Genomic DNA, 25,281 nt, shown 5'->3' with positions numbered 1-25,281 from the left:
GCATGAAAAATTTTTCCAACATATTCCCTACTATTGTAAGTTACTTTTTTATTGTATTATTTGTGTACGCGAGTGTAAGTAAACTTTTTGAATTTGAAAGATTTCAGATTCAATTAGCACAATCACCACTTCTCAGCGCATATGCAGGTTTTGTTTCTTACGGCGTCATTATAATAGAATGGATTGCTTCCATCTTACTGTTGGTACCCATCTGCAGACGATCAGGCTTATACCTCTCACTTTTTTTAATGTCAGCATTTACAGCCTATATTTTCATCATTCTCAACTATAGTGACTTTGTTCCCTGTTCCTGTGGAGGAATTCTCGAAAAACTGGGCTGGACTGAACATTTAGTTTTTAATGTAATATGTGTATTACTTATAATTATTGCCTTATTCTTAATGGAAAAAAATATTCCTGTCCGGAAATCAAAAACTACTATAACGGTATCAACATCAATCGTACTGAGCATTATTTTAATCATAGGTATGTTTCTTTCCTCGGAGCATGTCATTAAAAAAGAAAATAATTTTACAAGGCGGTTTATCAAGCACCCTGTCATCGAGCATCAATCTGTACATTTGGACAATAGTTTCTATTATTTTGCTGGGTTTGATGATCATAATATTTATCTGTCTAACCAGAAATATCCGCAGCAGCTCCTCACAATGGACTCTTCGATGCACCGAACAGCTATTACCTCTGCCCGAATAGAAACAGATCATCCTTATAAAAATATCAGGCAAATCGTATCAGACAATCATTTTTATATTTATGACGGGTCGGTACCTATCTTATTTAAAGGTAAACTTGGGACCGAATCTACTACAAGAATAAGTTACAAAGATGCTTATTTTAATGATCTCAAGGTCATTGACTCTTCCCGTTTTGCCATTAGGACACAGATACGTCCAAGCAATCATCTGGTTCTGGGATTACTTGATATTGACAGTCCTGAGAAATTACAATTAAAAACAACTGTTTTAAAGAAACAGACCGATGGTCTGTTTGACGTCGACGGAAGCATGGCCTACGAATCGCATACGAAAAAACTGTTATATACCTATACTTACAGAAATCAGACAATTGTCATGAACGGCAGTATGCAGGTGCAAAAATTTCTAAAAACTATTGATACCGTAAAAACTGTCCAGATTAAAACAACGAAGCTTTCTGATGGCACTTACAAGATGAAAGCACCAGCACTAAAGGTCAATATCAGATCCGTGGTGTACAAAAATTTACTTTTCGTTCAATCCAACCTGATGGGCAGACACGAATCGAGAAAAGCCTGGAAAAAATCAGATGTATTGGATGTCTACGACATTGATTCCCAAAGCTATGTAGGCAGCATCTATATTTTCAAGAAAGATGATCATACACTCAATGATATCATTGTAACCGAAAAATATCTGTATACCATCCATAATAATGAACTCACCCAATATAAAATGACAAAAGCATTATCTCAATATATTAAATCGGGGAAGCCGAAAACCGATCAACAGAGTAGGCAGCACTAAATATTTCATTCTATGAAAAAAATCCTTTTCCCTGCTTTACTAGTGGTACTAGGAACAGGAACAGCATTTGCCACTAAGATGGCAAATCAGACGAACAAAGCTATTGTACCGGGATACGTAATGGTTCCGGATGGTAATGGAAATTTCACTTGTGAGCAAGCAGGTAAAAACTGTAGTGACATTCCGACAGGACCGATCTGTGAACTGTCTGACGGCACCCAGCTGAAAGAACAGGTTTCAGAAACTTTCTGCGATAATGTTCTAAGAGAAATTCCACAGTAAAAGAAGAGGATGCCTTACAGGGCATCCTTTTTCATTTCTTTATCAATCCAGGGAATATCTTTTTTATCTTTCAAAAAGTAATCCCACCATTCCAGGATTCTCAAATGTAGATCTATGCTCTCCGCACTGTTTTTTGCCAGGTCATGATCCTGATTTTTATAATACAGTACTACCGCCTTTTTTTGATTCCGCAGCAAACCCGTATACAATTCTTCGGTATGAGTATAAGGAACGTTTCCGTCTTTCAGTCCTGTCCAGAGAAGGATCGGCTTATTAACTTTCTCTACATTGGCAATAGGGCTGTTATCATAGTAAAGCATTTTATTCTTAGAAAACGGCACCTTCATATCAAACTGTCCGTTTTCAAAGCGGGGATAATTAGGAAGATTTCTTTCCTGACTGAAGGAAAAATAAAATTTAACAAGATCAGTAACGGCTGCTCCAGATATATAGGCCGCAAAACGATGGGAACGGGTCGCTATAAAACTGGTTCCGAACCCGCCAAAGGAATGCCCCATGAGTCCTACTCTATTGCTGTCAATATTGGCATATCCTTTTAGGGCATCCAGTCCTGAGTGCACACAATCCAACGCAGAGAACCCAGGTCCCCGGCTATCCAAAACCACATCGGGAAGAAAAACAAAATAGCCATTATCAATGAGTGACCGGATATTAATTCCTATTCCCGAAAAATAAGGATAGGGATATACCGATGCACTTTTATTCTGAACTTCATAGATCGACAAAATCAGGGGATATTTCTTTCGGGCATCAAAGTTAAGGGGATAATACAATACACCTTTGATTTGTACTCCCAAACTATTCTTGTATGAAAGTATTTCCTGCCTGGCCATAGTGATCTCATGATCATGCCTATTGCTTTGATACACTTCTTTCTTATGACCGCTATGATATTGATAAATTGCCTGAGGACTGTTAAAATTCTCTTCCAGACTGAAAACCGCCTGGCTCAGGAGATTTATTTTGAAATCACTTACCCTATTTTTAGTAGACGGAAGAAGTACATTTACTTTATCCCGAAACCACTGAACATATGATGTTTCATTGTTGTTTTGATCATACTGCTCAAGGATAATAGGCTTCTTGGCATTAATGCTGCGGATTCTAAAATCTGCGCCTAACGTTCCGTAGATCACATCTTCTTTGACATTGAGAATAGCAACTTTTTTATTCGCTGTTAAGGGCAGTTGTTCCAGATTTTTCGTCCGTACATTCAACCTGTATATTCCATTCTCGCTCTCAAAAAAAACATAATGATTGTCATCACTAAAAGTTGGCCTCCCAATATGAGGGTTTTCAATCGTTATTTTTCCGGATAATAAAGTATTATACAGAATCCATCGCTTTTCTTCTTCACTGAATCCTACTACATATTTACCCTGTCGGCTAACTACAAGGTTGGAGATCTGAGAGAGTATCTTTTTTGAAGTTTTACTATAGCGGTCATACAAATAAATGTCAAACCAAGAAACAGAACTGATGTAGGCATTCCTTTCCTTTCTGTCAAAGTTCAGAAAATATCGTTCATGATCCATAGCAGCCATAAACGCAAAACCAGTATCTACCTTTTGAGACTGCTCTGACTTTACATCATACACCCAATACTCATGATACCGCTCTCCCATTCTATAAAGCCATAAATCGGGATCGATACCATATTTTACTTCCGGCTGGGCGGTAGGAGCAGGTTTTGGACGACTATTAAAATCCAGAAAAAAAGCAAGTCCGTTTTTGATCTCACGCATCTCAATATAATCAGACTTAATAAAACCATTGCCAACTCTTGAAACTTTGAGTGAGTGGGTATCAAGTAATACAAGCTGTAATCCATCAGAAGATTTCTCCTGCTCTGTAACTGCCAGATATTTCTGTGAGGGTGCGAGCATGATTTTTTTTATAATCTGTTCAGAGGTATATACTTTATTAAATTCTTTGGATTGCAAAGACCAAACCGATGAGAGATTGCTTCGGATAACTATTACATATAATTTATTCTGTTTATTACTAACCAACTGTGTCACATCAGACACTGAGGCAACAAGTTTGTTTTTGTTGTCAAATACTTCTAGAAAACGGTTTTTGTACCATACAGCATAATATCCCAGAGCGGGCAGTATTTCTATTTTGCTAACTTCCTTAAAATCTTTCTTATCTCCGTTTCGAAGATTGATAAGTTGTGCCTTGCCACTACCCAGCCAGAAAAAATGATTATCCTTCAAAAAGTAGCTTTCAGAAACTCCAGTTAAAACAGCTTTGACAGTTTGCTGTTTGTCAGCAGTGGCAATAATGGTGGTATCTGTATTTTTCTTGTAAATCTTTGAAAAAGAAACCCATCGCTTATCATCTGATACTTTTAAATGAGCAATAGTATAAAATGCAGCATATCTCTGTTGTATAGAATCAATATTATATTGTCCCAACAGTCCTTGGCTGCACATACAAATAATCATTATGCATAACAGCGCTTTGATTTTAATAGCCTTCATTTTGAGGTTTTAAATTGGGATTTAACAAAATATCCTGCTGGGGAATTGGCCATAGTTTATGAAAAGACTTCCAGTTAGGCTTTCCCTGTATAGATGTATCCAGCTTTCCGACTCTTTTCAAATCGAAGAAACGATGTCCCATCTCTGTAAAAAACTCTCGCCGGTTTTCCAATATGATCTCACTGAGTGCTTCTTCTTTTGATAAAGGCAAAGCTAATGATGCTATTGCTGCCCTCTGTCTGGTTTTATTGAGGTAAAAAAGGGCTTCATCTATTTTATTTTGCTGTACCAAAGCCTCAGCTAAAAGAAGATATACTTCTTCCAGCCGGGCAATAATTGAATACTCCGTTGTATTCCCTGTCCTGTTTTTATATTTCTCAGCTCTGTACCAGGTTGTTCCGTTAAAAGTTACCGGTGCCATCCAGTATTGTTTTCTGAGATCTGCGGGATAAAATGCATTGACAAGACCAGTACTGAGAGCGGTCATTGAAGGTGCAGAATTGTTAAAATAATAGATTCCGGACTCTTTGGTGCCGTCACCGGAATTTTTAGGTTTCAGCTGCCAGAGAATATGCGAACCGGATTTGATGAAGACCTTGGTAATATCATTCTGAAACTGGTACATCGGACTTTGAATAATGCCCTTTAACAGAAACTCAGCCTCTCCCCATCTTCCCTCCAGCAAATAGACTTTAGTCAATAGCAGTTCCGCCATTTTACGGTTAGGGAAGATCCTCTCCGTATTTCTGTAGTTGTCCTGAAGCAGGCTGATGGATTCTTTAAGATCTTCACTCAGATGTATAAGCACCTGTGCCTTATCAGTTTTTGAAATCGACTGATTAACCTGATAATCGGTAGTTGTCGGATAAGGAATATCTCCATATACCTGCTGAAGGTATAACAGCAGCATGGATCTGACCATTAATGCCTCTCCTTTGATTCGGTTGCGGTCTGCCTGGGAAATAGACTTTGACTTTTCAATGCCTTCCAGTATGGCATTGGCCACATAGATCTGCTTATATGAAGTTGACCAGTCTGTATAAATACTGACATTGGAATCGTTCTGAAGGTTTTGGGATATCTCCGGTAGTCCATTGGTTGCCGTAGTGGAATAAAAATCCAGGTCATCGGTGTAAAGCCCTAATAGTCTGCCCGATTGATCTCCTGCAAACGGTGAGTTGTCGCGCAGTCCAGAATATAATCCAGCCAGAGCAGCATCTGCCGTCTGTACATCTACAAATACCTGATCTGAAGCAATCTGATTGGAAGGCAGTTCTACTTCGATCAGTTTTTCACAGGAACTCATATTGTTTAGTATTAAAAATCCTGTTATGATATAGAATTGTTTATAAAGTTTCATTGTACTGGTTTTAAAAGTTAATCTGCATGCCGAAAGAATACGTTTTTAGAGGCGGCAGAAATCCTAAAGATGAAAACTCCGGATCCAGCCCGAAATACTTGGTCCAGGTATAGAGGTTCTGCCCTTGAAAATAGATCTTAGCTTCTCTGATGAGCTTCCCCTGCAGAGGAATCCGATAGCTGAGCTGAATATTTTTCAACCGGATGAATGACCCATCGGACACGGTGGCATCACTCATCTGAAATAAACTGTGCAGGGGTGATGCGGTAGCATGATACGGCATATACAATCCATTCGGATTGTCGGGTGACCAGACATTCAAGGCCTCTACAGGAAGGTTCCGCATCAGTCCGGGGGAAGACATCTGATAATTAAAATTGCGGCTCTGCTGTTTGACAAACTGGACAAGAAGTGACAGCGACCAATTTTTATAGCTGAAATTATTGCTCCAACCCCCGAAAAACTCTACGCCTATATTTTTAATAATCTGCCTGTCATCAGGGGAACTGATCCTGCCGTCGCCATTGTAATCCGAAAAGATATACTGACCGTTCTGAGGATTGATACCTTCCAGATGATACAATTTTACAATATTCACAGGCTGCCCAATTGCATAAGAGTTGGCATAGGTAGAGCCTTCCAGTCCCGGGAACGACAGAAGTTTATTCTTCGGAATGCTCAGATTGGCAGATGTTTCCCATTTAAAAGCTCCGGTAAACGGACGGCCCGCGATCTCAAATTCCCACCCCGTATTTTGAATGGTGGCATCCAGATTGGCCAGCACTGAAATAAACCCTGTTACCGATGGAAGCTGATAGCCTACCAGTTGATTCGATGAACGGTTGCGGTAATGAGATGCCGTAACATGAAATCTGTCCTTAAAGAATCCCATTTCGAGTGCGGCTTCTAATTTGACGGTTTTCTCCCAGCTGAAATTAGGATTGAAAAGTTTGGAAGGAACCAGTCCTGTTACATTATTATATCCTAAGGTAGAAGTGATAAACGTATCGTTATACTGGTAGTTCCCAATATTATCAGTTCCGGATGAGCCATAACTTCCTCTCAGCTTTCCAAAGGAGAGCCAGGACAGTTCTTTCATAAAGCTTTCGTTGGAGAACAGCCAGGCCGCTCCCACCGCCCCGAAGTTCGCAAACTTACGGTTGGTTCCAAAACGGCTGCTTCCGTCTCTTCTGCCCGTAATATTAATGATATAGCGATGGTCAAACTGATAATTAAGTCTTCCGAAGACGGCTGTATACTTATATTCTGTTTTGGTCTGGTCCGAGATCAGTTTTGTGGTAGCTGCGGCAATATTTTCAATAAATGCATTACTGGTAAAACCATATCCCTGTATGGCACCCTGAGTATTCAGATCACTCTGATAGGTACCTCCGGCCAGGACATCCACCTGATGGCTATCTTTTTTAAAGCTCCAGTTCAATTGCGGTTCCAAAGTGTAGGACATTCTGCTTTTATTGCTTTGTAACGCCCTGGAATTGGCAGGCCCTATCCCTAATGATGGGTTATAGATCGTACTGGGCTGCAATGACAGTTCATCAAAGGTCTGGTAACTGATTCCTCCATTGAGTCTGACCTGTACATTTTTCATAAGTTCGTAATCCGCCGTGAAGTTATTCATGAACTGCACATTGTTGTTGGAATAAGTACTGTTATAGGCAGCCAAAGGATTATCAAAAGTATTGTTCTGCCAGTTGATATTTCCTCCTGAATCGTACAGAGCGGGAGCATTGGGAGCCAGAAACAAAGCGCTGCCGGTATTGTCCAGACTGATTACATTATGTTCCAGCTTTGAAAAGAGTGTTGACATGGTAAAGTTCAGACGGTTGTCTGCTGAGCGGTGTGACAGGTTACCCAGTAAGGTATTGGTTTTATACCTGAAATCTTTGGCAAAGACCGTAGTCTGCTCATTGTGTCCGTAACTTACCAGAAAAGAGGTCCTCTCCCCGCCTCCCGATAAAGACAGCTGGACATTGGAAGTTACAGAGGTATTGCCGAGAAGTGTTTTGAACCAATCCGTATAACGGGACTGGTCCCATGTTCCGTTGATATCATAAGCAGTGGCCGGATATACGGTAATTCCATCATTTGCATAGGCCTGTCTGCGCATTCCCAGATATTGCTCAGTGTTCATCATGGTAAGATTGGAAAGGCTGCTGCTTAACGCATAGGATGTATTGAAGGAAAGCCCTAAAGTTCCTTTCCTGGCCCGTTTAGTCGTTACCAGTACCACTCCGTTGGCTCCTCGTGAACCGTAGATCGCGGTCGCATCTGCATCTTTTAAAACTTCAATGCTTTCGATATCATTGGGGCTGATATTGCTTAAAGGATTCAGGTTGGCATCTGACAAAATATTGGCACCATAAGCAGCAGTCATTCCGCTTCCCACGGGGACACCATCTACTATATATAAAGGCTGGCTGCCATCGACTTCACTGTTGGCATAAGTTCTCAGGCTGTTACGTCCCCGGATTTGGATGCTGTAGCCGCCTCCCGGAACTCCTGAATTCTGGGTGATATTCACTCCTGCCATTCTTCCCTGTACGGTTGATAAAACATTGGTGACAGGCTGGTTTTCTATATCTTTTGCTGAAACTTTGGCGATACTACCGGTTCTTTCTTTGTCTTTAACCTTGTAGTAGCCAGCGTTGAGAATAACTTCTTCGATTCCCTTTACTTTTTGTTCTAAGCTGATATTAACGACCTTCTGATTAGTGAGTGTGAATTTCTCTTCAGCATAATCAGGGTGTCTGAACAATAGGATGGTATTTTCTGCTGAAACCTGTAATGTATAGGTCCCGTTGTTGCCGGTCATCGTTACCTGATCACTACCCTCTTGGGAGATTACGACTTTCTGTAAAGGTTTACCTGATGAGGTGACAGTACCGGAAATGGTGCGTGTCTGGGCTTTCGTATGAATGCTTACAGCGGTAAATATGAGCCCAAAGAAAATGCCTCCTATATGGTAATAGGAATTTTTCATAGATTTGTAAAGGTTTTTAATTTTTAAGGATTAAATACTGAACTCCGCTCTTTCCCGTTGGTCTGCAAACTCTATGGGAAGGGGCTTTTTTCTTTCTTCTGATTTTAAGTTGAGTAGTTTTTTGATTCATTTTTTAGATAAAGACTTTCCTGATGCCCTTTGGTATGAAAAAGGACTGGTGAGGTTCTGCAATCAGTGACCTTTAGGCACCGGAAAGAATTTAATATGAATGAAATCTGTGTTCCCGTGTAAGCTTTTTAAAGCCGCAATAGGTTGTACATTCCTATTGTATCGTGTCTGATACTATTTTTAGGAAGCGAGCTTAGATTTTTTATGTAGAGATAAAGCGAACTGCATTGAAAAAGACGGCGTGAGACTCTACATTATCCGATTTGAGGTACTGGCATACCTTTGAGACAGACAAGAGAGCCCACGCCTAGGTCGTGAGCTTAAATACTTATCCTCTTGTCTCTTTAAAAAGTGCCAGTTTTCAAATCAAGATTCTAAGCAATAGCTTCTATATTTCTTTGAAGTATCGCAAAGTTACATTTATTGTAACCACTTTTACAAATATAATAATATTTTATTATTGCGCACAAAAAACCGCATTATATTTTTGGTCTTTCCTTTATTTTGTTTTAATGGAAGAAGAGAAAGACGTTATTATTGCAATTTGCAAGTATATTAATTCAAACTGGATTTCGAAAGAAAAATCACAGAGAGAATTTGCATCGAAATGTGATATCGAAGAAAGTACTGTCCGAAGAATTAAAAATATTGCACTAGGAACATCAAAGACGGATTACAATATGTCCTTAAAAACTATTGCTAAGATTTGTCGAAAAAAAGAAATCACTTTAGAAGAATTTTTTCGCAATATAAATAAGTAAAATCTTAAGAATGTCGATATTTTATTTTCCATTTCACAATATTGTTTAAAAGCATTTTCCTAGCGTTCATCTTCTTATAATTTTATTTCTCTGATTAGATATACTGTTATAATAATTATCTTAAAGATCTTCCTAATATAAATATTTAAGGATTTTTTTTAGATTTCAAAATTGAAGTATATTTTTTATATCAGCATTTTTTTTGGGATTATAAGTTTTTAATTACTATATCTTTACATAATAAATCCTCAATTACACGAGTAGTTTACACCTTATATATTAAAAATTTTCATAAATTTCATCCATTAAATTGATACTTTTGTAGATCTAGATGAGTATAAGATGATTGATAAGGAAAATTTAAAAAAGGTTTTAAAAAGAATCGGGTTTATTGAAAAAAGTAAATATGTACTTGAAAAATTTTTCCCCGATGTAGATGCTTATCTCAAGGTAGATTTTAAGCAGGAAAAAATTTATTACCCTCTTGATAAAGGTCTTATTTTAAGCGGTGACTTTATTACTACATTTGCTAATAAAGAAAATTTTGTGGTACTTGAATGCGTTAGTAGACTTTTTGCTAAAGGCTATAAACCTCAACATATTGAACTTGAACCACGATGGATTGTGGGGCATGGTGCAAGTGGAGGTCGTGCCGATATAATGATTAAAGATAACTCTGAAAAATCACTTATAATTATTGAATGTAAAACATCAGGTAAAGAGTTTGATGATGAATGGAAAAAAACATTAATTAATGGTGGTCAATTATTATCTTATGCTAAACAAGCAGGAAGTACGCAATTTGTTGCATTATATACTTCAGACTTTATAGATGACGAAATAATCCATCCAACTTATTATCTACTTACATTAAAAGATAATATAAAGCTTTTAGAAGAACTCTCAAGTGGTGATCAGCAGCCTTTAACATATGCAGAAGCTAAATTATTAGATAAAGAAGATATTTTTAAAGCTTGGAAAAACACTTATTCCCAAGACTATGCCACAAAGGGATTATTCGAAGATGACATACCTGCATATGAGATTGGCAAAGAAAAATATTCCATTGCTGACTTAGATAGAATCAGTAGCAAAGATATTCAAGGTAAATATCATCAGTTTGCAACTATCTTAAGACAGCATAATGTTTCTGGTAGAGAAAATGCATTTGATAAATTAGTAAATTTATTTTTATGTAAAATAGTTGATGAAACAAATAATCCTGAAGAATTAAAATTCTACTGGAAAGGAATTGCTTATGATAGTCCATTTGAATTAGTTGATAGACTTCAAAGACTCTACCAAGAGGGGATGCAGCGATTTTTAGGTGAGGATGTAGTGTATGTCAGTAATAATCAAATTGAGGAAGCTTTTAGATTTTTCAAAAAAGATCCTGATGCAACCCAAGAAACTATAAAAAAATTTTTTAAAGAATTAAAATTCTATAATAATAATGATTTTGGATTCATAGATGTTCATAATGAAAAGCTATTTCACCAGAATACTAAAGTCTTAATTGCACTTATAAAAATGCTGCAAGATATTAAACTTAAATCGGATGATGAAGAGCATCAATTTTTAGGTGATATGTTCGAAGGATTTCTTGACCAAGGAGTTAAACAATCTGAAGGTCAATTCTTTACCCCAATGCCAATCGTTAAATTTATATTAAAATCATTACCCCTTGAACAGATTATTATAGAAGGTGATTCAATTCCCAAGGTAATTGATTATGCTTGTGGAGCAGGACATTTTTTAAATGAATATGCGCAAGAAATTAAGCCTATAATCAAAGACATAAAAGATGCTGAGATTGGCAACTATTTTTCACAAATTTTAGGTATTGAGAAAGAGTATAGACTTTCTAAAGTTTCGAAAGTATCTGCTTTTATGTACGGACAAGATGAAATAAACATTGTTTATGCTGATGCCTTAGGGAATGTACCTACCATAAAAGAAAAAGATTTTTCAATTTTAATTGCAAATCCTCCATATAGTGTAAAAGGGTTTCTAGAAACTTTGTCTGAAAGTGACAGAAAAAAATTTCAGTTGATAAAAACTGTTGGAGAAAAGAGTTTCCCCAATAATAATAGTATTGAAGCTTTTTTTATAGAAAGGGCCAAGCAAATATTAAAACCTGACGGAGTAGCTGGTATTATTGTTCCAGCATCTATATTAACAAAAGGAAAAACAAAAAGTACATCAAAATCAACTAATATCTTTGTAGCGACTAGAGAAATATTACTTAAATATTTCGATATTATCGCAATTGCAGAATTTGGAAAAGGAACATTTGGAAAAACAGGTACAAATACTGTCACTCTTTTTATAAGAAGAAAAAAAGAGGAGCCAGCTCCTGCTGATCATTTTAAAAATAGAATCGATTCATGGTTTAAAAGTGATGAAACAAAAGATAGCATATTTGAGGATGAGCATTTATTAAAACATTATTGTATTCACCTAGAAATTTCACTGACACATTATAAAACCTTACTTAAGGGTAGTCCAAGTTCCGAGTTATTAGATTCGGAAATATTTCTAGAATATTTTAAAGAATTTAATAATTGGGCAGAGATTAAAAACAGAAAAAAACAGTCTACATTCAAAGCATTATCTAAAGATGAACAAGAACTTGAATTAAAATTAAGATTTGTACAGTATGTGCAGGAATGTGAAAAGGACAAGTTATATTATTTTGTATTAGCTAATCAAAACCCTCAAAAAGTCCTTATTGTTAAAAGCCCTTCTAAGATTACAGAGATGAAAGAGTTTTTGGGCTATGAATGGAGCAGTGCTAAAGGAAAGGAAGGTATAAAATACATTAGTGACTCAGTGTTAGAAGATATAATTGGTGAAAACATTGAAGAAAATGAGGATGGGGACGTAATTCTAGAAGAAGATGATGTAAGAGTTTTAAGCAATATTTACAATTTAAATAATATAAATACACCTTTATATGATCCTCAAGATAATGAAAACTTTGAAAAAATAAATTTTTTAATTGCGCAAAACTTTGGAAAAGCAGAGATAACTATTCCAGAAACTCTCAAAAGTTTCGTATCCATATCTTCCCTATATGAAATGATAGATTTTAGAAAAATTAATTTCAATAAATCAATCACTCTAACTCCGAGTACAACATACAACTTCCAAACGAAATGGAATCTTGTGAAACTAAGTACTATTGCAACCATAAATCCCTCAAAAACCGAGATTAGGGACATCAGTAATGCAACTACAATTAGTTTTGTTGATATGGCTGCAGTAAGTGATAGAGGATTTATTTCAAAAATAGAGGAGAAAGAATATAAAGACGTTAAAAACGGTGGTTATACCTATTTTCAAAATGGAGATATTTTAATCGCAAAAATAACACCTTGCATGGAAAACGGAAAATGTGCCTTAGCAATCGATCTACCAACTGAAATTGGATTTGGAAGTACTGAATTTCATGTTATAAGATGTAATAATCCTGAGCAAAGTAAATATATTTTTGCTCTTCTAAATAATCCTAATATCAGAAAAGTAGCAGAGCAAAACATGACTGGATCCAGCGGGCATAGAAGAGTTCCAGAGGATTTTTACTCGAATTTAAAAATACCAGTAATGCCTGATGAAATTGAAAAAAAGTTGATTAAAGAGTTTACTAAAATAGATAAAGAATTTTTTGAAGCTGTACAATCAATTGATAAGGAACAAGAGAAACTTGAAGCGCTATATAATGAAGCCTATCTGAAAGCAGACAGGATATACAAAATAAGCGACAATGACTATTTTGCAATTTCTATTGGAAAAAGAGTTCTTAAAAAAGAACTTAATAGAGATGGATTGGGAATCCCAGTATATAGTGCGAACGTTTTTCAACAATTTGGATTTATTAATAAACAATTACTAGATGATTTTTCAAGTTCGAGTGTTATCTGGGGTATTGATGGTGATTGGATGGTAAATTGTTTGCCCGCAAATTACGAATTTTATCCTACTGACCATTGTGGTGTTATAAGAATTAAAAAGGATGACATTCATCCCAAGTATTTATCTTGGGTTTTAAAGCTTGAAGGTGAAAGACTTAGATTTTCAAGAGCTAATAGAGCATCAATGGATAGTGTAAATACTATTTCTATAAAAGCTCCATCTAAGTCGATACAAAAGAAACTAATTGAAGAAGTTGAAAAAATAGAAAACAAAATCGGTATAGCACAGGCAATAATCGAAACAGTAGACTTAAAAAAACAAGAAATTATTAACAGATTTTTATGAATTCAGATTTGATATTCAATAATTAGATGTTTTTGCTATTTTTAATACTTGACAATTAGAATGTAAAATTAACCAAGTAATTATAATTCATTAGATAAATATAAACGAAGATAAAGAAACGTACATATATTCTGCTTTATTTTCAATATTTTTGAGTAAACTTCAAAGTCGAAAACTTTGGAGTTTTTTTGATTTGAAATTCATTGAATTTTCTTCAGGTAAAAATACATATTCAACCAAGTACTTAGCTAGAAATGAATAAATTTCCTAATTAATTATGGTAACCCGTAAAAAACCTAAGAAAATATTTTTATTTTTGATATAATCTGTGCTTAAATCAAATAATATTATATTTTTCGCTCAGATTAATACTAAATAACCATAGAACATGAGCGCTACCATTAATTCATTTGATGAAAAGTTGAAGACTTGGCAGAATATGATCCAAGATTGTAATCTAAATTTTTTGATTGGTTCAGGCCTTTCAAATCCTTTTTTTGGAACTTTAGGAAATATTGAAATTTGGCTCACTGAATTAGAAAATGATAATTCATTAAAAGCAGATCTAAGAGAATACATTAAAGCAAGTTTATATGCAAGTTACTTTGTTGTAGCAATGCAGAAAAATATAATGTTATACAGTGTAGCGTTAATTAAAGATGAGTTAATTTCAACACCAAAAAATGATACTGAAAAACTTCAGAATACCTACAAAGGTTACAAGGATTTTCTTCGATTAATTAATCAAATAGTCTATCAAAGAAGGAGTAATACAGTAAATAAACAAACTAACTTATTTACAACAAATATTGATATATTTTTAGAAAAAGTGATCGAAGATCTAAATCTTCATTATAATGACGGGTTTAATGGTGTTTTCAAAAAAACTTTTAGCTTAAGTAATTTTAAAAAATCTTTTTATCAAAAAAGTCTTCATTATGATAACATTGCTGAAATCCCTGTTTATAATCTATTAAAAATACATGGATCAATTACATGGAAACTTCAGGACAATCAATTAATGTTTAATGATATTGATACAATTTATTCAATTGAAGAAGAGTACAATAAAATTAAATTTTTAGACATAATTAAGCTAGATAACGATTATTGGAATAAATACAAAAAAAATATTCCCTTTAAAGAGATTGTTAAAGCAGCAGAAAAAACAACAATTATAGATACTACAGATTTCGTTGCGGCATATGAAATGCTACAAGTTGTAAATCCAACAAAAGCAAAATTCAAAGATACTACATTCAACAAATCATATTATGAAATGTTAAGGCTTTACGCTAATGAACTAGAAAAAGAAAATAGTGTCTTATTTATTTTCGGATTTTCAATGGCAGACGAGCATATCCGAGATATTACTTTCCGAGCCATAAGATCTAATCCTACTCTAAAAGTTTTTATTTCTTCTTACACTAAAGCTGCAACAGATATAGTTAATAATCTTAAATTAGATAATATTGATTTAAAAGATTTTCATAATGTAGAATTATTAAATGAGATTGACAATTTTAATCTTAACATCATCAATGAAACCATATTTAAAAAAATGTTGGATAATATTAATTGCTTGTAGGAATGGAAAAAGATTTACAAAAAGATTCTATTTTCAGAGTTGGCAAAGTAGTTTCAGTCGAAGGTAGAACGATAAAAATTGAAGTTGATAAAAGTAAAAATAGTTCGCATCTACTGTACAATGGCGAAATAATTAGAAATATTTCGGTAAATAGCTATATTAAAATTACAAAGGGATTTAATCGTATCATCGGCAAAGTTGACGGCGAATATATTTATGAGGATTCCAATTTTACTGATAAAAATTATACAAATGAAAAAAAGAAAATTAAGCGAATCTTAATAGTAAAACTCTTAGGTTTTTTTACAAAACGTGGTTTTGAAAGGGGCATTAAAGAGCTTCCTCTAATTAATAACGAATGTTTTCTGCTAGATAAAAAAGAATTTCAAGATGTTCACCAGTTTGTAGGAAAAACTGATTTACCACTAAATATTGGAACTCTAACTCATGAGCCCAATCAAAATGTGGAAATTGGTATTAACGAACTTTTTGCTAGCCATATTGGTATTTTTGGAAACACAGGAAGTGGTAAATCATATACCTTGGCAAAAGTATACTATGAACTTTTCATGAAATTTAAACACGAGGAAAAGTTTAAAAAAAATGCAAAATTTCTTTTATTTGATTTTAACGGAGAATATGAATCAAAATATAGTATAATTGAAGAAAAAAAAATTTACAATCTCAGTACTCGTACTATAAGAAAGAAGGATAAACTTATTTTTTATGAAAGCGATTTACTTGATAAAGATCTGTTCAGTATAATTGCAAATGCGACGGAAAAGACGCAAAAACCATTTGTAGCAAGAACACTAGAGTTTTATAAAAAAATTTTCCATTCAGAAGATGCTTTAGAATATTTTCAGAATATCCTCAGAAAAAGGGTTAAAGATGTATATAAAATGGCTGATAAAGTTAAAGCCGAGCTACTTCTTGATTATTTTAGAGAAATTTTACCTCCACTATACGACGATGATAATATCGAAGTTGATTTAGCTAGCGATGTTGATTTTAATAATAAACTAAGTGAGTTTATGTTTGATAGAACATATTTACGAAGTCACCCAGAAAGAATAGAAGAAACTTTACTTTACCAGCAAGTAAATCAATATGAATTTAGCAAAGACTTTATTTCGAGAATTATACATTTCCTTTATTTACAGTTAATACATGATATATTTAGTAATAGAGCTGCAAATGAACATATTTCTCCAGTTATTAATAAACTAAAAAGTTTCTATAAAGATATTGATGCTGTAATTAAAGTTGTAGATGATTTAGATGAAGAGGACTTTTGGGATGATAATTTTTTTTGTGTTATTAATTTACATAAAACTAACACGCATATAAAGAAAATGATTCCCTTACTTGTATCACAAAAACTTTACTCCGAACATAAGAAATACAATAGGAAAAAAGAAAAATCATTAAATATAATAGTTGATGAAGCTCACAATATCCTTTCATTTATTTCCGAAAGAGAAAGTGAAACATGGAAAGACTATAGATTAGAAACGTTTGAGGAAATAATAAAAGAAGGGCGAAAATTTGGTGTTTTTATGACAATAGCCAGTCAAAGGCCTTCGGATATTTCTGCAACTATTATTTCACAACTGCACAATTTCATTTTACACCGATTAATTAATAATAATGATATTATTGCTGTTGAGAGAACTGTGTCATACTTGGACAAAGTTTCTTTTGAATCATTACCCATTTTGCCGACCGGCACATGTATAATTGCTGGCCAATGCCTACAAATACCCATCATGGTTGATATTTCTTCCATAGATAAAGCAAACGAACCAGATAATAAAACAATAAGATTAATTGAAAATTGGATTTAGACAGATAGTTAAAAACTCCACAATTTTCTATAAAATTTGGTTTTACCTATGTCTTAGGTATATTTATTCTTCAAAATTAAAAATTCCGTTTATATTTTCTGTATTTTTAATGTAATACTTTTATAATCATGAAACAGGTTATCGCTTTCGCAGACGAATTCGGGAATAATTCATTTAAATTTTCGACAGAAAGTACACACTTTATTATTGCAAGTGTTATTGTCAATTATGAAGATTTGGATGAATTTTATATTGAAGTTGAAAAAATCAGGTCAAAATATTTTCAGACTGGAGAAATCAAATCATCTAAAGTAAAAGACAATTATAAAAGGAGGCTGCTTATTTTAGATGAGCTAGTGAAGCTTAAGTTCAACATTTATTCAGTAGTTGTTGATAAGACGAAACTGTACGGAGAGGGATTTAAATATAAAAGATCATTCTATAAATATTTAAACGGTATACTGTATAAAGAGCTTTATAAAACGTTTCCACAATTGGAACTTAAAGTTGATGAACATGGAGGCAATGAATTTATGCTTGAATTTAAGAATTATGTGAGACAAAATCATATACGCACTTTATTTGAAGGCTCAGAATTTTTTGTTAATAAAAGTGATAAAGAGTTAGGGGTACAAGTTGCTGATTTTATTGCCGGGACATTAGGCTATATTTTTGATGAACATAAAAAAAGCGATTATTCACAGCAATTCTTAGAAAGACTGTCTGGAAAGATTATTAGTATTAATCATTTTCCAAAAGTGTATAAGATTAATGAGTATAATGAAACAAAGGCTGACGAATTTTACAGTCAGGCAATTACAGATCTTAGTCTTCGAAGTATTTTTGATTATCTTGACACTGCATCGCCCGAAACCCAGCAATTGCAAGATGCTATAAATTTTCTAAAAGTCTTAGTTCGATATCACGAATCCAATCATTATAAAAACTATACAACTGCTCAGGAGTTTATTGAACATCTGAATGTTAACAGAGAGTCCACATTGAGTAAAGAACAATTTGTCAATATGGTGGGTAGTTTAAGAGATAAGGGTATTCTTATCGGAAGTAGTCGTGAAGGTTATAAAATACCAGCTAATAATAATGAAATTAAAAAATATGTTCAACATGGCAACTCAATAGTATTGCCACTCCTGAGAAGAATTAATCTGTGTAGAGAATCGATATTATTGGCAACAAATAACTCTTTGGATATTTTAGATGACCCAGAATTTGAGACTTTGAAAGATATAATTGAAAAGTTACAACCATAAAAACAAGTAATTATGAATGAACATCAAAAAGAACTTTTAATCTCATTGTTTGAAAAAAAAGAAGAAGCAACATCACAAATAGATCATCCTTATAACGCATTAATTCACGCCATTTTCAATACAGTAGATTTTGAACGATTAGTTAGAGATTATATTGAAAATGATATTCCCGAGTTTAGTGATTCAATATATAACAATATCGAAAAGAGAATACCAAACTATAATGATCATGAAAAAATGTATGAAGATCTTAACCAATTGTTGGAATCTGGAATAAGTTATCGAAAATCACAAAGGTTGAGAAAAGTTTTAGAACTGCAATTATCTCAATTGCCTGATGATTATAAAATTAACTTTTTTAATACTTTTTTTAATTCTGAAAGTTCTTATGATAAAAGAGCAGCAATAAGGTACGTTGAGTTTGCGCAAACTGATGTAACTGAAAAAATATTAGATGAATACCTTTCATCCGGCTATGTCGATTATTTAAGTTTACTAATTAAACCAGAAAACGCAAATATTTTGGCAAAAAATGCTGAAGGAATTTGGGAAACTAAGCTGTACCACTCTCATAAAAAAAGAATTGTCGAAATCTGTGCTTCCGAAAATCTTGATTTCTTTGAGTTTCTGAAGATTGTAGATTATTCATATTACTTATTACTACTAATTATTAGAGGGGAAATCGAACCAGAAATTCTTATGGAAAAACTAGAAGAATTGGATGCAGAACAGCAGCACTTTGCCTTATTGCATTTCAGTAAATGGATTGATTTTTCATTTGTAGAAGAACAGGTGAAAAAGTATTTATAGCTGAAACAATTACAACTCATGACATGATAAAAAAAATAGTTAGAAACGCTGATAATAATTACAATACCAATCTCGCCTCTGAATATCTTATTATGAGTATTCTTTGTAGAACAGGTAAAGATGCTTTTCTTTCTTTAGGTAATAAAAAAGGGGTTGATATAATCGTCAAAACTAATTTAGGAGCAATATGTATCGTTGAAGTTAAAGGAGTCAACAAGCGTAATGACTGGCTCATTACAAATTCCGGAACGTTTACCACAGCTCCTAATTTAATATATGCATTGGTATGTTACAATGGCAAGATTGATGATTTAGGATCTACACCTGATTTTTGGTTTATTCCATCAATAAAGCTGGCAGAAAATACAGAACATAAAATTGCTAAAAATGGAAAAACTGTTTATATTTCAAATAAATATGTCAGAGAAAATTACACCGAATACAAAAACTCAACTAAGTATTTGGAAGAATATCTGAATGCTTTTTAAATTAATAATCACCAAATACATATGAATCAGGAACATCATAAATGGTTGACCTATTGGAAAAAGAACTTATCAGATTCCTTAAATACAGATATTGACATTGATAAATCAGAATATTTTGAAATCGAAAATTTTAAAATCGAAAATCAATTTATTGGTGAAATTGAAAAGGTTAACGCACTAATAGACTTTGAGGAAAAAAAGATTAATGATAAAAAAGGTATAAAAAGCAAAGAAAACGAAGAGTGGATTTATATTGAGTACGCTCCTGTACTTATAGCTCCATTTAAACTTAAACCGCTTCCGGAACATTTAGTTCATCTCAAAGATAAAAAACCAAAATTTCCGTTTTGGTTTTCTGCAGTTCTTGATAGGAATGGTAAGTTATCCATCTCTGAAGAGACTTTTCCTTTATTTCAGAGAAAATATCTGGAGCCTTTAGCAGATGAAAAAAATGAGTTTATCTTTAGCAGTGTAGAAGATGTTGATCATGCAACAACATTGGGAAGAGAAAGCTATACCAGATATTCAGAATATGTATCCAATGTAGTCAATGTATTTGAAAAAGCTATTCATCAAAAGCTATACGAATATCATACAGAGGGAAATGAGACAGTGTATAATGGTCTGATATTACTTCCTCAGGAAGATATTAATGCTGCTGAAGGTATTATCCAACTGTACGAAAAAATTCTTAAAGGCAAAAATACTCCGCCTCTTTTAGAATCATTAATCACGTTAAAAAATAACAATCAGAAGCTCCCTGTTTCTGTTAATGACCACATCAATTTTAATGAACTTCATTTAGGACAGATGGGATTTGATTTCCCTATCTCAATATCTCAGAGAAAAAGCTTAAATACTCTTTTGAGTACTAATGACAAAGTTTTTGCAGTAAATGGACCTCCAGGAACCGGTAAAACAACTTTACTTCAAAGTATTGTGGCCACTAAAGTAGTAGCAACTGCTTTAGAAGGAAAAAAAGCTCCTATCATCCTTGCTTGTTCTACCAACAATCAAGCTGTCACGAATATAATTGATAGCTTTTCCCGTTCTAATACAAGAGAGGGGAAATTACAAGGCAGATGGATTCCTGATGTTGATGGTTATGCTACTTATTTACCTTCCACTCTTAAAAGTGAAGAAGAGCTTAAAGGAACAAATTATAAAAAGTTGAACGGGAGTGGCATCTTCGGAAAAATTGAAAATCAAGAATATATTAGCAGAGCTAAGGAATATTTCTTAGAAAAAGGTAAAACCTATTTTAATAAACCTATTCTTAGTCTTAGTCTTAGTAATGCGGCACAAAATCTTCGAAATGAGATTATTCTTATTGAAGAAAGCTTAAAAAAAGCAGGTACATTATGGAAAGATTATTTAATATCTGAAAAAGAATTTACATCTGAATATTTATCTTCATCTTCTGATCGCTATTATAAGGAGGGTATTTTAAATGAGTCTGTATTAATCACTGACATTCAGAATTTAATTTTAATTGAACGACAAATAATTTCATATTTTAAAGAAGAACCTTTTTTCAGAAAAATATTTTGTTTTTTAGGGTTTAAATCAGCTTTAAAAAATAGAGCGAGTGAGGTTAAAATCATTCTTAGAGATTCTTTGATTGTAATTACTAATGATTTTGTTTTCAAAAAAGCAGAGATTTTGAATAAAATTGACTTCAAAATAAGCCTTGCTAAAAGAATAGTTGATGTTGTAGAAAAATGGAAAGTTTGGAAAAAAGATAATCAAATAAATGGTAACCCACCATCTTCAGAAGAAGAATACTGGAATTTTGAGTTAACAAAGATTAATGAGAAAATTCCTGCTAACTGTTTCTATGATGAATTGGATATATCATTGCGACATAAAGCATTTCAGTTGGCCTTACATTACTGGGAAGCCCGATATCTCATAGAACTAGAAAACAGTCTCTATGAATCTAATTTTGATGGAAAAGGTGAAGATCCGATGATGATGAGATGGCAGAGACACGCTATGCTTACCCCATGTTTTGTAAGTACTTTCTTTATGGCACCGAAATTCTTTAGCTTTTATAAATTCTTTAAAAAAGCTGAAGATGGTAAAAACTTATATGATACTCCTCCACTTTTAGATTTTATTGATCTGCTTATTGTTGACGAAGCCGGACAGGTTTCACCTGAAGTGGGAATTGCAACTTTTGCCTTGGCAAAACAAGCTGTTGTTGTGGGAGATGTTAAACAAATTGAGCCTGTCTGGAATATTACAAATAAAATTGATATTGGAAATCTTAAAAAATGTCAGATTATTAAAGATTATGATGATACTATCTATGAGAAGGAATTTGACAAAAAAGGGTTTTTATCTTCTACAGGAAGTATTATGAAAATGGCTCAGAATGCTTCTGGCTTTAAAGAGACGGATCTTCATGAAAAGGGAGTTCTACTTACTGAACACAGAAGATGTTATGATGAAATTATTAATTACTGTAATGTTTTAGCTTATGATGGTCAGTTAGTTCCACTAAGAGGAAAGGCTTCATCGGATCTTCTATTTGCTCCAATGTACTGCATACATGTTGAAGGGCAATCTACAAAAAATAACAATGGAAGCAGATTCAATCAAAATGAGGCAAAGGAAATTGTAGAATGGTTAACAAAGAACAGAATTTCGATTCAGAAAAAATATGGGCAGATAGAAAAGGCTGTTGGCATTATTACCCCGTTTACAGGACAAAAACATCTTTTAAAAAGCACATTAAAAAATGCAGGATTTAACGTTGATGATTTTAAAATAGGAACTGTTCATGCACTTCAGGGAGCAGAAAGACCTATTGTTTTATTTTCAATGGTATATGGTGATGAAGATAAAGGCACTCTATTTTTCGACAGGGACAATAAACCTAATATGCTAAATGTGGCAGTCTCCAGAGCAAAAGATAATTTCATTGTTTTCGCCAATACCAAGATTCTTAACAAAAATGCAAAAACACCTTCCGGAGTGCTTGCCAATTTTTTAAAATATGAAATTACCAAAAGCTAATACTATAATTACAACTCTACACTAACTTAAAAAATATGAACTCAGAACCTCTTACCCCTAAACAAATTAAAACCAGATGGACAGATATTAAGAGACAAATCAATGCCAGACAATTATTAGCTTATAGAGTATCTATACCAGTCGAAAAATGGGATGAATATATGCACTCAACTCCGTCTGAAGATGAGATTAACAGGATATACGAAGCGATACAGCAGGACAGAATAAATAAAACAGCTAGAGTTAAGGAAGCTTTATCAAAAATTGTAGGATACAGAGAATCTGTTGTGTATAGCAAAAAAATAGGAATTTCAGATAGTTATATCCGTGAAATCTTTGAAGGAAAAAAAGTTAAAGCAGGTTATGAAATAATTGATAAAATAGAGCTGTTTTTAAATACAATTTTACCGGATTTTGAAATGTCTATAGAAAATACATTGACTTTAAAAAGTTTCACGCAAGATTATACCACTACAATTACAAATGATATTAATAAAGTTGTTGAGAATCTGAAAGATTATCGTTTTAATCTTGCACAAATGATTACAAAAAGAGAAACTGCAACAGATTGGAAGGGTGATAAAATTTCGGTTACAAGATCAATCGAATATTCAATAGAAAAACTTAAGGAAATCAAAGAAGAAATAGATTTGTTCTGGAGTTTATATATTGAAAAACAAAATAACGTTAAATAATGGCAGTTGATAGCAAAATAAAAGGAGACGAAGGAGAAAATTTTGTAAATGAGATCGCTTACAAATCATTTTTCAAATATTGGTGTTATCCAGGACCCAAATTTGAAAATGGAGACAAAAAAGAAATCTGTGACTTACTCATTATTTTTAACGACATATGCATTATATTTTCCGTAAAGAACTATGAATTTAAAGGAAATCACCTTCGTTATTTCAATAATACAATTGAAAAAGCAATAAGACAATTAAATGGAGCTTACAAAACTCTATTTAAAAAAGATAAAGTAGAGATAAAACATCCTGACAGAGATATTGAAGAATTCCCTAAAAATCAGATTACAAAAATTTTTAAAATAATAATTAACCTCGGAGAAGGACTTAATTTTTATGACATTACAAGAACACAAAATCATTCAGATTTTATAACAATATTTGACAAAGAAACATTTCAGACCATTGCTGAAGAACTAAATACAGTTCCAGATTTTATTGATTATTTGGAAAAGAGAGAGCTACTCTTTAAAAACAAAGTTGTTCAAGTCATTTCATCAAATTCACCAAAAAACCTGAATGAGAACGACTTAAGATACCTTGATGAAAATATTAAAGATTCCATTAAGATAATTGGTACCGAGAAAGATTTACTTGCATATTTTTTCACAAATGCCCGCAGTTTTCCAAAGGCCATTACAGATAACAGTGAGAAGAATTATATGGTTATTGATATAGAAGGTGCCTGGGAAATATTTAAAAACTCACCCAATGCTATACGAAAAGAGTTTGCAGATTCCGCAAGTTATTTTGTTGATAATCTGGTGATGAATGAGATTCTAAATCGTGAAGAACCATTGATGGAGGAAATAGCTAAGGAATTACTTTCTTTAAATAGGTTAAAACGCAGAGCTGTAGGTATCAACTTTGAAGAATTCTTTGATGATATACAAAATGCTCCTGAAGGAATGATAAAAAGACGTTTTACAGAACATGGTAATTTAGCTCTTGTCTTTTTTAACTTTTTCCCACAATGGGGTGAAGATTCCTTACTAAGAATGTTTGATTTAATTTTTGAAACATTTGCATTTCATTATCAATACAAACATCAAACTTTTATACTTATTGGGGTGAGCTCAGATCCTTACTTTACCTTTCAGATGCACAAAAACTATGGAAGATTTGATATAGAAGATGAAGTAATAATAAAATCAAACATTCAAGAACTTGGTTGGTTTACAGAGTACAAAGAACAGGTTAAAAATGTTGATGAATTTCCTGAGTAATAATAACCTTCAAAATTAATATAACCTATTTAGGTATTATTATGAATAATTTCGTTAAACTTAAACGTACAGAACTTTATGATAAAGTATTGACTACACCTCTAACTACAATACCTAAAGAGTTTAATTTGTCTGATAACGGATTAAGAAAAATCTGTATAAAATTTGATATTCCATTGCCACCCATGGGATACTGGCAAAAAATACAGTATGGGAAAAAAGTAGCAAAGACACTATTACCTCAACAAGAAAATGAACAAGAGATAAAAATTTATGTAGATCAAAATAAAAATGATAATAATCCTATAAATTTACTCAAAAAGATTGTTACGGAAAAGAAGTGGTAGCATTCTAAAAAGTGGGATTCATGTTCTTTCATTGAAGTTTTTACCTATATTTGCGTGGTTAAATTCTGCTGAATTTCAGGATAAAGCCGCTGACTCCATCGTCAAATATCAGAA

Annotated in this window: 16 protein-coding genes; 13 read left to right on the top strand and 3 right to left on the bottom strand. The window is 33.3% G+C overall.

Features of this window, described 5'->3' with window-relative positions; translation table 11 throughout:
- Positions 1-2 precede the first annotated feature (2 nt).
- A complete protein-coding gene (locus tag FW780_RS01770) occupies positions 3-1,523 on the top strand; it encodes a DoxX family protein (protein ID WP_323761340.1) in 1,521 nt (506 codons plus the stop codon).
- A gap of 12 nt (positions 1,524-1,535) precedes the next feature.
- Positions 1,536-1,805: a DUF6520 family protein gene (locus FW780_RS01765; protein WP_076597476.1), complete on the top strand. Its 270-nt coding sequence runs from the start codon at positions 1,536-1,538 to the stop codon at positions 1,803-1,805.
- Positions 1,806-1,819: 14 nt separating this feature from the next.
- On the opposite strand, the gene FW780_RS01760 is transcribed toward FW780_RS01765, so the two are convergent.
- Genes FW780_RS01760 through FW780_RS01750 form a run of 3 tightly spaced genes read right to left on the bottom strand, consistent with a single transcriptional unit; the run spans position 1,820 to position 8,673 of the window.
- Entirely contained in the window at positions 1,820-4,264 is a 2,445-nt protein-coding gene (locus FW780_RS01760; protein ID WP_167510634.1) for a S9 family peptidase, read from the bottom strand.
- Positions 4,265-4,298: 34 nt separating this feature from the next.
- Positions 4,299-5,672, bottom strand: a complete 1,374-nt coding sequence (locus tag FW780_RS01755) for a RagB/SusD family nutrient uptake outer membrane protein (RefSeq protein ID WP_149831920.1) — start codon at positions 5,670-5,672, stop codon at positions 4,299-4,301.
- A 10-nt stretch (positions 5,673-5,682) separates the two neighbouring features.
- Positions 5,683-8,673, bottom strand: a complete 2,991-nt coding sequence (locus FW780_RS01750) for a SusC/RagA family TonB-linked outer membrane protein (protein ID WP_149831919.1) — start codon at positions 8,671-8,673, stop codon at positions 5,683-5,685.
- Positions 8,674-9,314: 641 nt separating this feature from the next.
- Here FW780_RS01750 and FW780_RS01745 point away from each other — a divergent pair.
- The 11 genes from FW780_RS01745 (at position 9,315) to FW780_RS01695 (ending at position 25,167) form a co-directional block, all read left to right on the top strand.
- The gene (locus FW780_RS01745) at positions 9,315-9,563 is read left to right on the top strand and encodes a transcriptional regulator (RefSeq protein WP_149831918.1); all 249 of its coding nucleotides are present in this window, start codon (positions 9,315-9,317) and stop codon (positions 9,561-9,563) included.
- A gap of 342 nt (positions 9,564-9,905) precedes the next feature.
- The gene (locus FW780_RS01740; RefSeq protein ID WP_149831917.1) at positions 9,906-13,823 is read left to right on the top strand and encodes an N-6 DNA methylase; all 3,918 of its coding nucleotides are present in this window, start codon (positions 9,906-9,908) and stop codon (positions 13,821-13,823) included.
- Positions 13,824-14,211: 388 nt separating this feature from the next.
- On the top strand, positions 14,212-15,411 hold the full coding sequence (locus FW780_RS01735; protein WP_149831916.1) for an SIR2 family protein: 1,200 nt from the start codon (positions 14,212-14,214) through the stop codon (positions 15,409-15,411).
- Between the two features lie 2 nt (positions 15,412-15,413).
- Positions 15,414-17,258 (top strand): ATP-binding protein, encoded by a 1,845-nt coding sequence (locus tag FW780_RS01730; RefSeq protein ID WP_149831915.1) that lies wholly within the window; start codon positions 15,414-15,416, stop codon positions 17,256-17,258.
- A gap of 128 nt (positions 17,259-17,386) precedes the next feature.
- Entirely contained in the window at positions 17,387-18,529 is a 1,143-nt protein-coding gene (locus FW780_RS01725) for a DUF3800 domain-containing protein (protein ID WP_149831914.1), read from the top strand.
- A gap of 12 nt (positions 18,530-18,541) precedes the next feature.
- The gene (locus FW780_RS01720; protein ID WP_149831913.1) at positions 18,542-19,339 is read left to right on the top strand and encodes a hypothetical protein; all 798 of its coding nucleotides are present in this window, start codon (positions 18,542-18,544) and stop codon (positions 19,337-19,339) included.
- 23 nt (positions 19,340-19,362) lie between these two features.
- Complete coding sequence (locus FW780_RS01715) at positions 19,363-19,827, top strand: hypothetical protein (protein WP_149831912.1); 465 nt, start codon at positions 19,363-19,365, stop codon at positions 19,825-19,827.
- Between the two features lie 21 nt (positions 19,828-19,848).
- Positions 19,849-22,848, top strand: coding sequence for an AAA domain-containing protein (locus FW780_RS01710; protein WP_149831911.1), 3,000 nt, complete (start codon positions 19,849-19,851; stop codon positions 22,846-22,848).
- A gap of 35 nt (positions 22,849-22,883) precedes the next feature.
- On the top strand, positions 22,884-23,543 hold the full coding sequence (locus FW780_RS01705) for a hypothetical protein (protein WP_149831910.1): 660 nt from the start codon (positions 22,884-22,886) through the stop codon (positions 23,541-23,543).
- Entirely contained in the window at positions 23,543-24,820 is a 1,278-nt protein-coding gene (locus tag FW780_RS01700) for a hypothetical protein (RefSeq protein ID WP_149831909.1), read from the top strand. Before FW780_RS01705 ends, FW780_RS01700 begins: the two co-directional genes overlap by 1 nt.
- A gap of 41 nt (positions 24,821-24,861) precedes the next feature.
- Positions 24,862-25,167 carry a hypothetical protein gene (locus FW780_RS01695; protein WP_149831908.1) on the top strand — a complete coding sequence of 102 codons (306 nt, stop codon included), beginning with the start codon at positions 24,862-24,864 and terminating at the stop codon, positions 25,165-25,167.
- Positions 25,168-25,281 lie beyond the last annotated feature (114 nt).

It is taken from the genome of Chryseobacterium sediminis, assembly GCF_008386505.1.
GTDB lineage: Bacteria > Bacteroidota > Bacteroidia > Flavobacteriales > Weeksellaceae > Chryseobacterium > Chryseobacterium sediminis.
This window is presented reverse-complemented; position numbering and strand designations above follow the sequence as displayed.

Bases quoted from the DNA above. Each gene is read 5' to 3' on its own strand.
- FW780_RS01770 (WP_323761340.1), top strand. From the start codon at position 3: ATGAAAAATTTTTCCAACATATTCCCTACTATTGTAAGTTACTTTTTT.
- FW780_RS01765 (WP_076597476.1), top strand. From the start codon at position 1,536: ATGAAAAAAATCCTTTTCCCTGCTTTACTAGTGGTACTAGGAACAGGA.
- FW780_RS01760 (WP_167510634.1), bottom strand. From the start codon at position 4,264: ATGTGCAGCCAAGGACTGTTGGGACAATATAATATTGATTCTATACAA.
- FW780_RS01755 (WP_149831920.1), bottom strand. From the start codon at position 5,672: ATGAAACTTTATAAACAATTCTATATCATAACAGGATTTTTAATACTA.
- FW780_RS01750 (WP_149831919.1), bottom strand. From the start codon at position 8,673: ATGAAAAATTCCTATTACCATATAGGAGGCATTTTCTTTGGGCTCATA.
- FW780_RS01745 (WP_149831918.1), top strand. From the start codon at position 9,315: ATGGAAGAAGAGAAAGACGTTATTATTGCAATTTGCAAGTATATTAAT.
- FW780_RS01740 (WP_149831917.1), top strand. From the start codon at position 9,906: ATGATTGATAAGGAAAATTTAAAAAAGGTTTTAAAAAGAATCGGGTTT.
- FW780_RS01735 (WP_149831916.1), top strand. From the start codon at position 14,212: ATGAGCGCTACCATTAATTCATTTGATGAAAAGTTGAAGACTTGGCAG.
- FW780_RS01730 (WP_149831915.1), top strand. From the start codon at position 15,414: ATGGAAAAAGATTTACAAAAAGATTCTATTTTCAGAGTTGGCAAAGTA.
- FW780_RS01725 (WP_149831914.1), top strand. From the start codon at position 17,387: ATGAAACAGGTTATCGCTTTCGCAGACGAATTCGGGAATAATTCATTT.
- FW780_RS01720 (WP_149831913.1), top strand. From the start codon at position 18,542: ATGAATGAACATCAAAAAGAACTTTTAATCTCATTGTTTGAAAAAAAA.
- FW780_RS01715 (WP_149831912.1), top strand. From the start codon at position 19,363: ATGATAAAAAAAATAGTTAGAAACGCTGATAATAATTACAATACCAAT.
- FW780_RS01710 (WP_149831911.1), top strand. From the start codon at position 19,849: ATGAATCAGGAACATCATAAATGGTTGACCTATTGGAAAAAGAACTTA.
- FW780_RS01705 (WP_149831910.1), top strand. From the start codon at position 22,884: ATGAACTCAGAACCTCTTACCCCTAAACAAATTAAAACCAGATGGACA.
- FW780_RS01700 (WP_149831909.1), top strand. From the start codon at position 23,543: ATGGCAGTTGATAGCAAAATAAAAGGAGACGAAGGAGAAAATTTTGTA.
- FW780_RS01695 (WP_149831908.1), top strand. From the start codon at position 24,862: ATGAATAATTTCGTTAAACTTAAACGTACAGAACTTTATGATAAAGTA.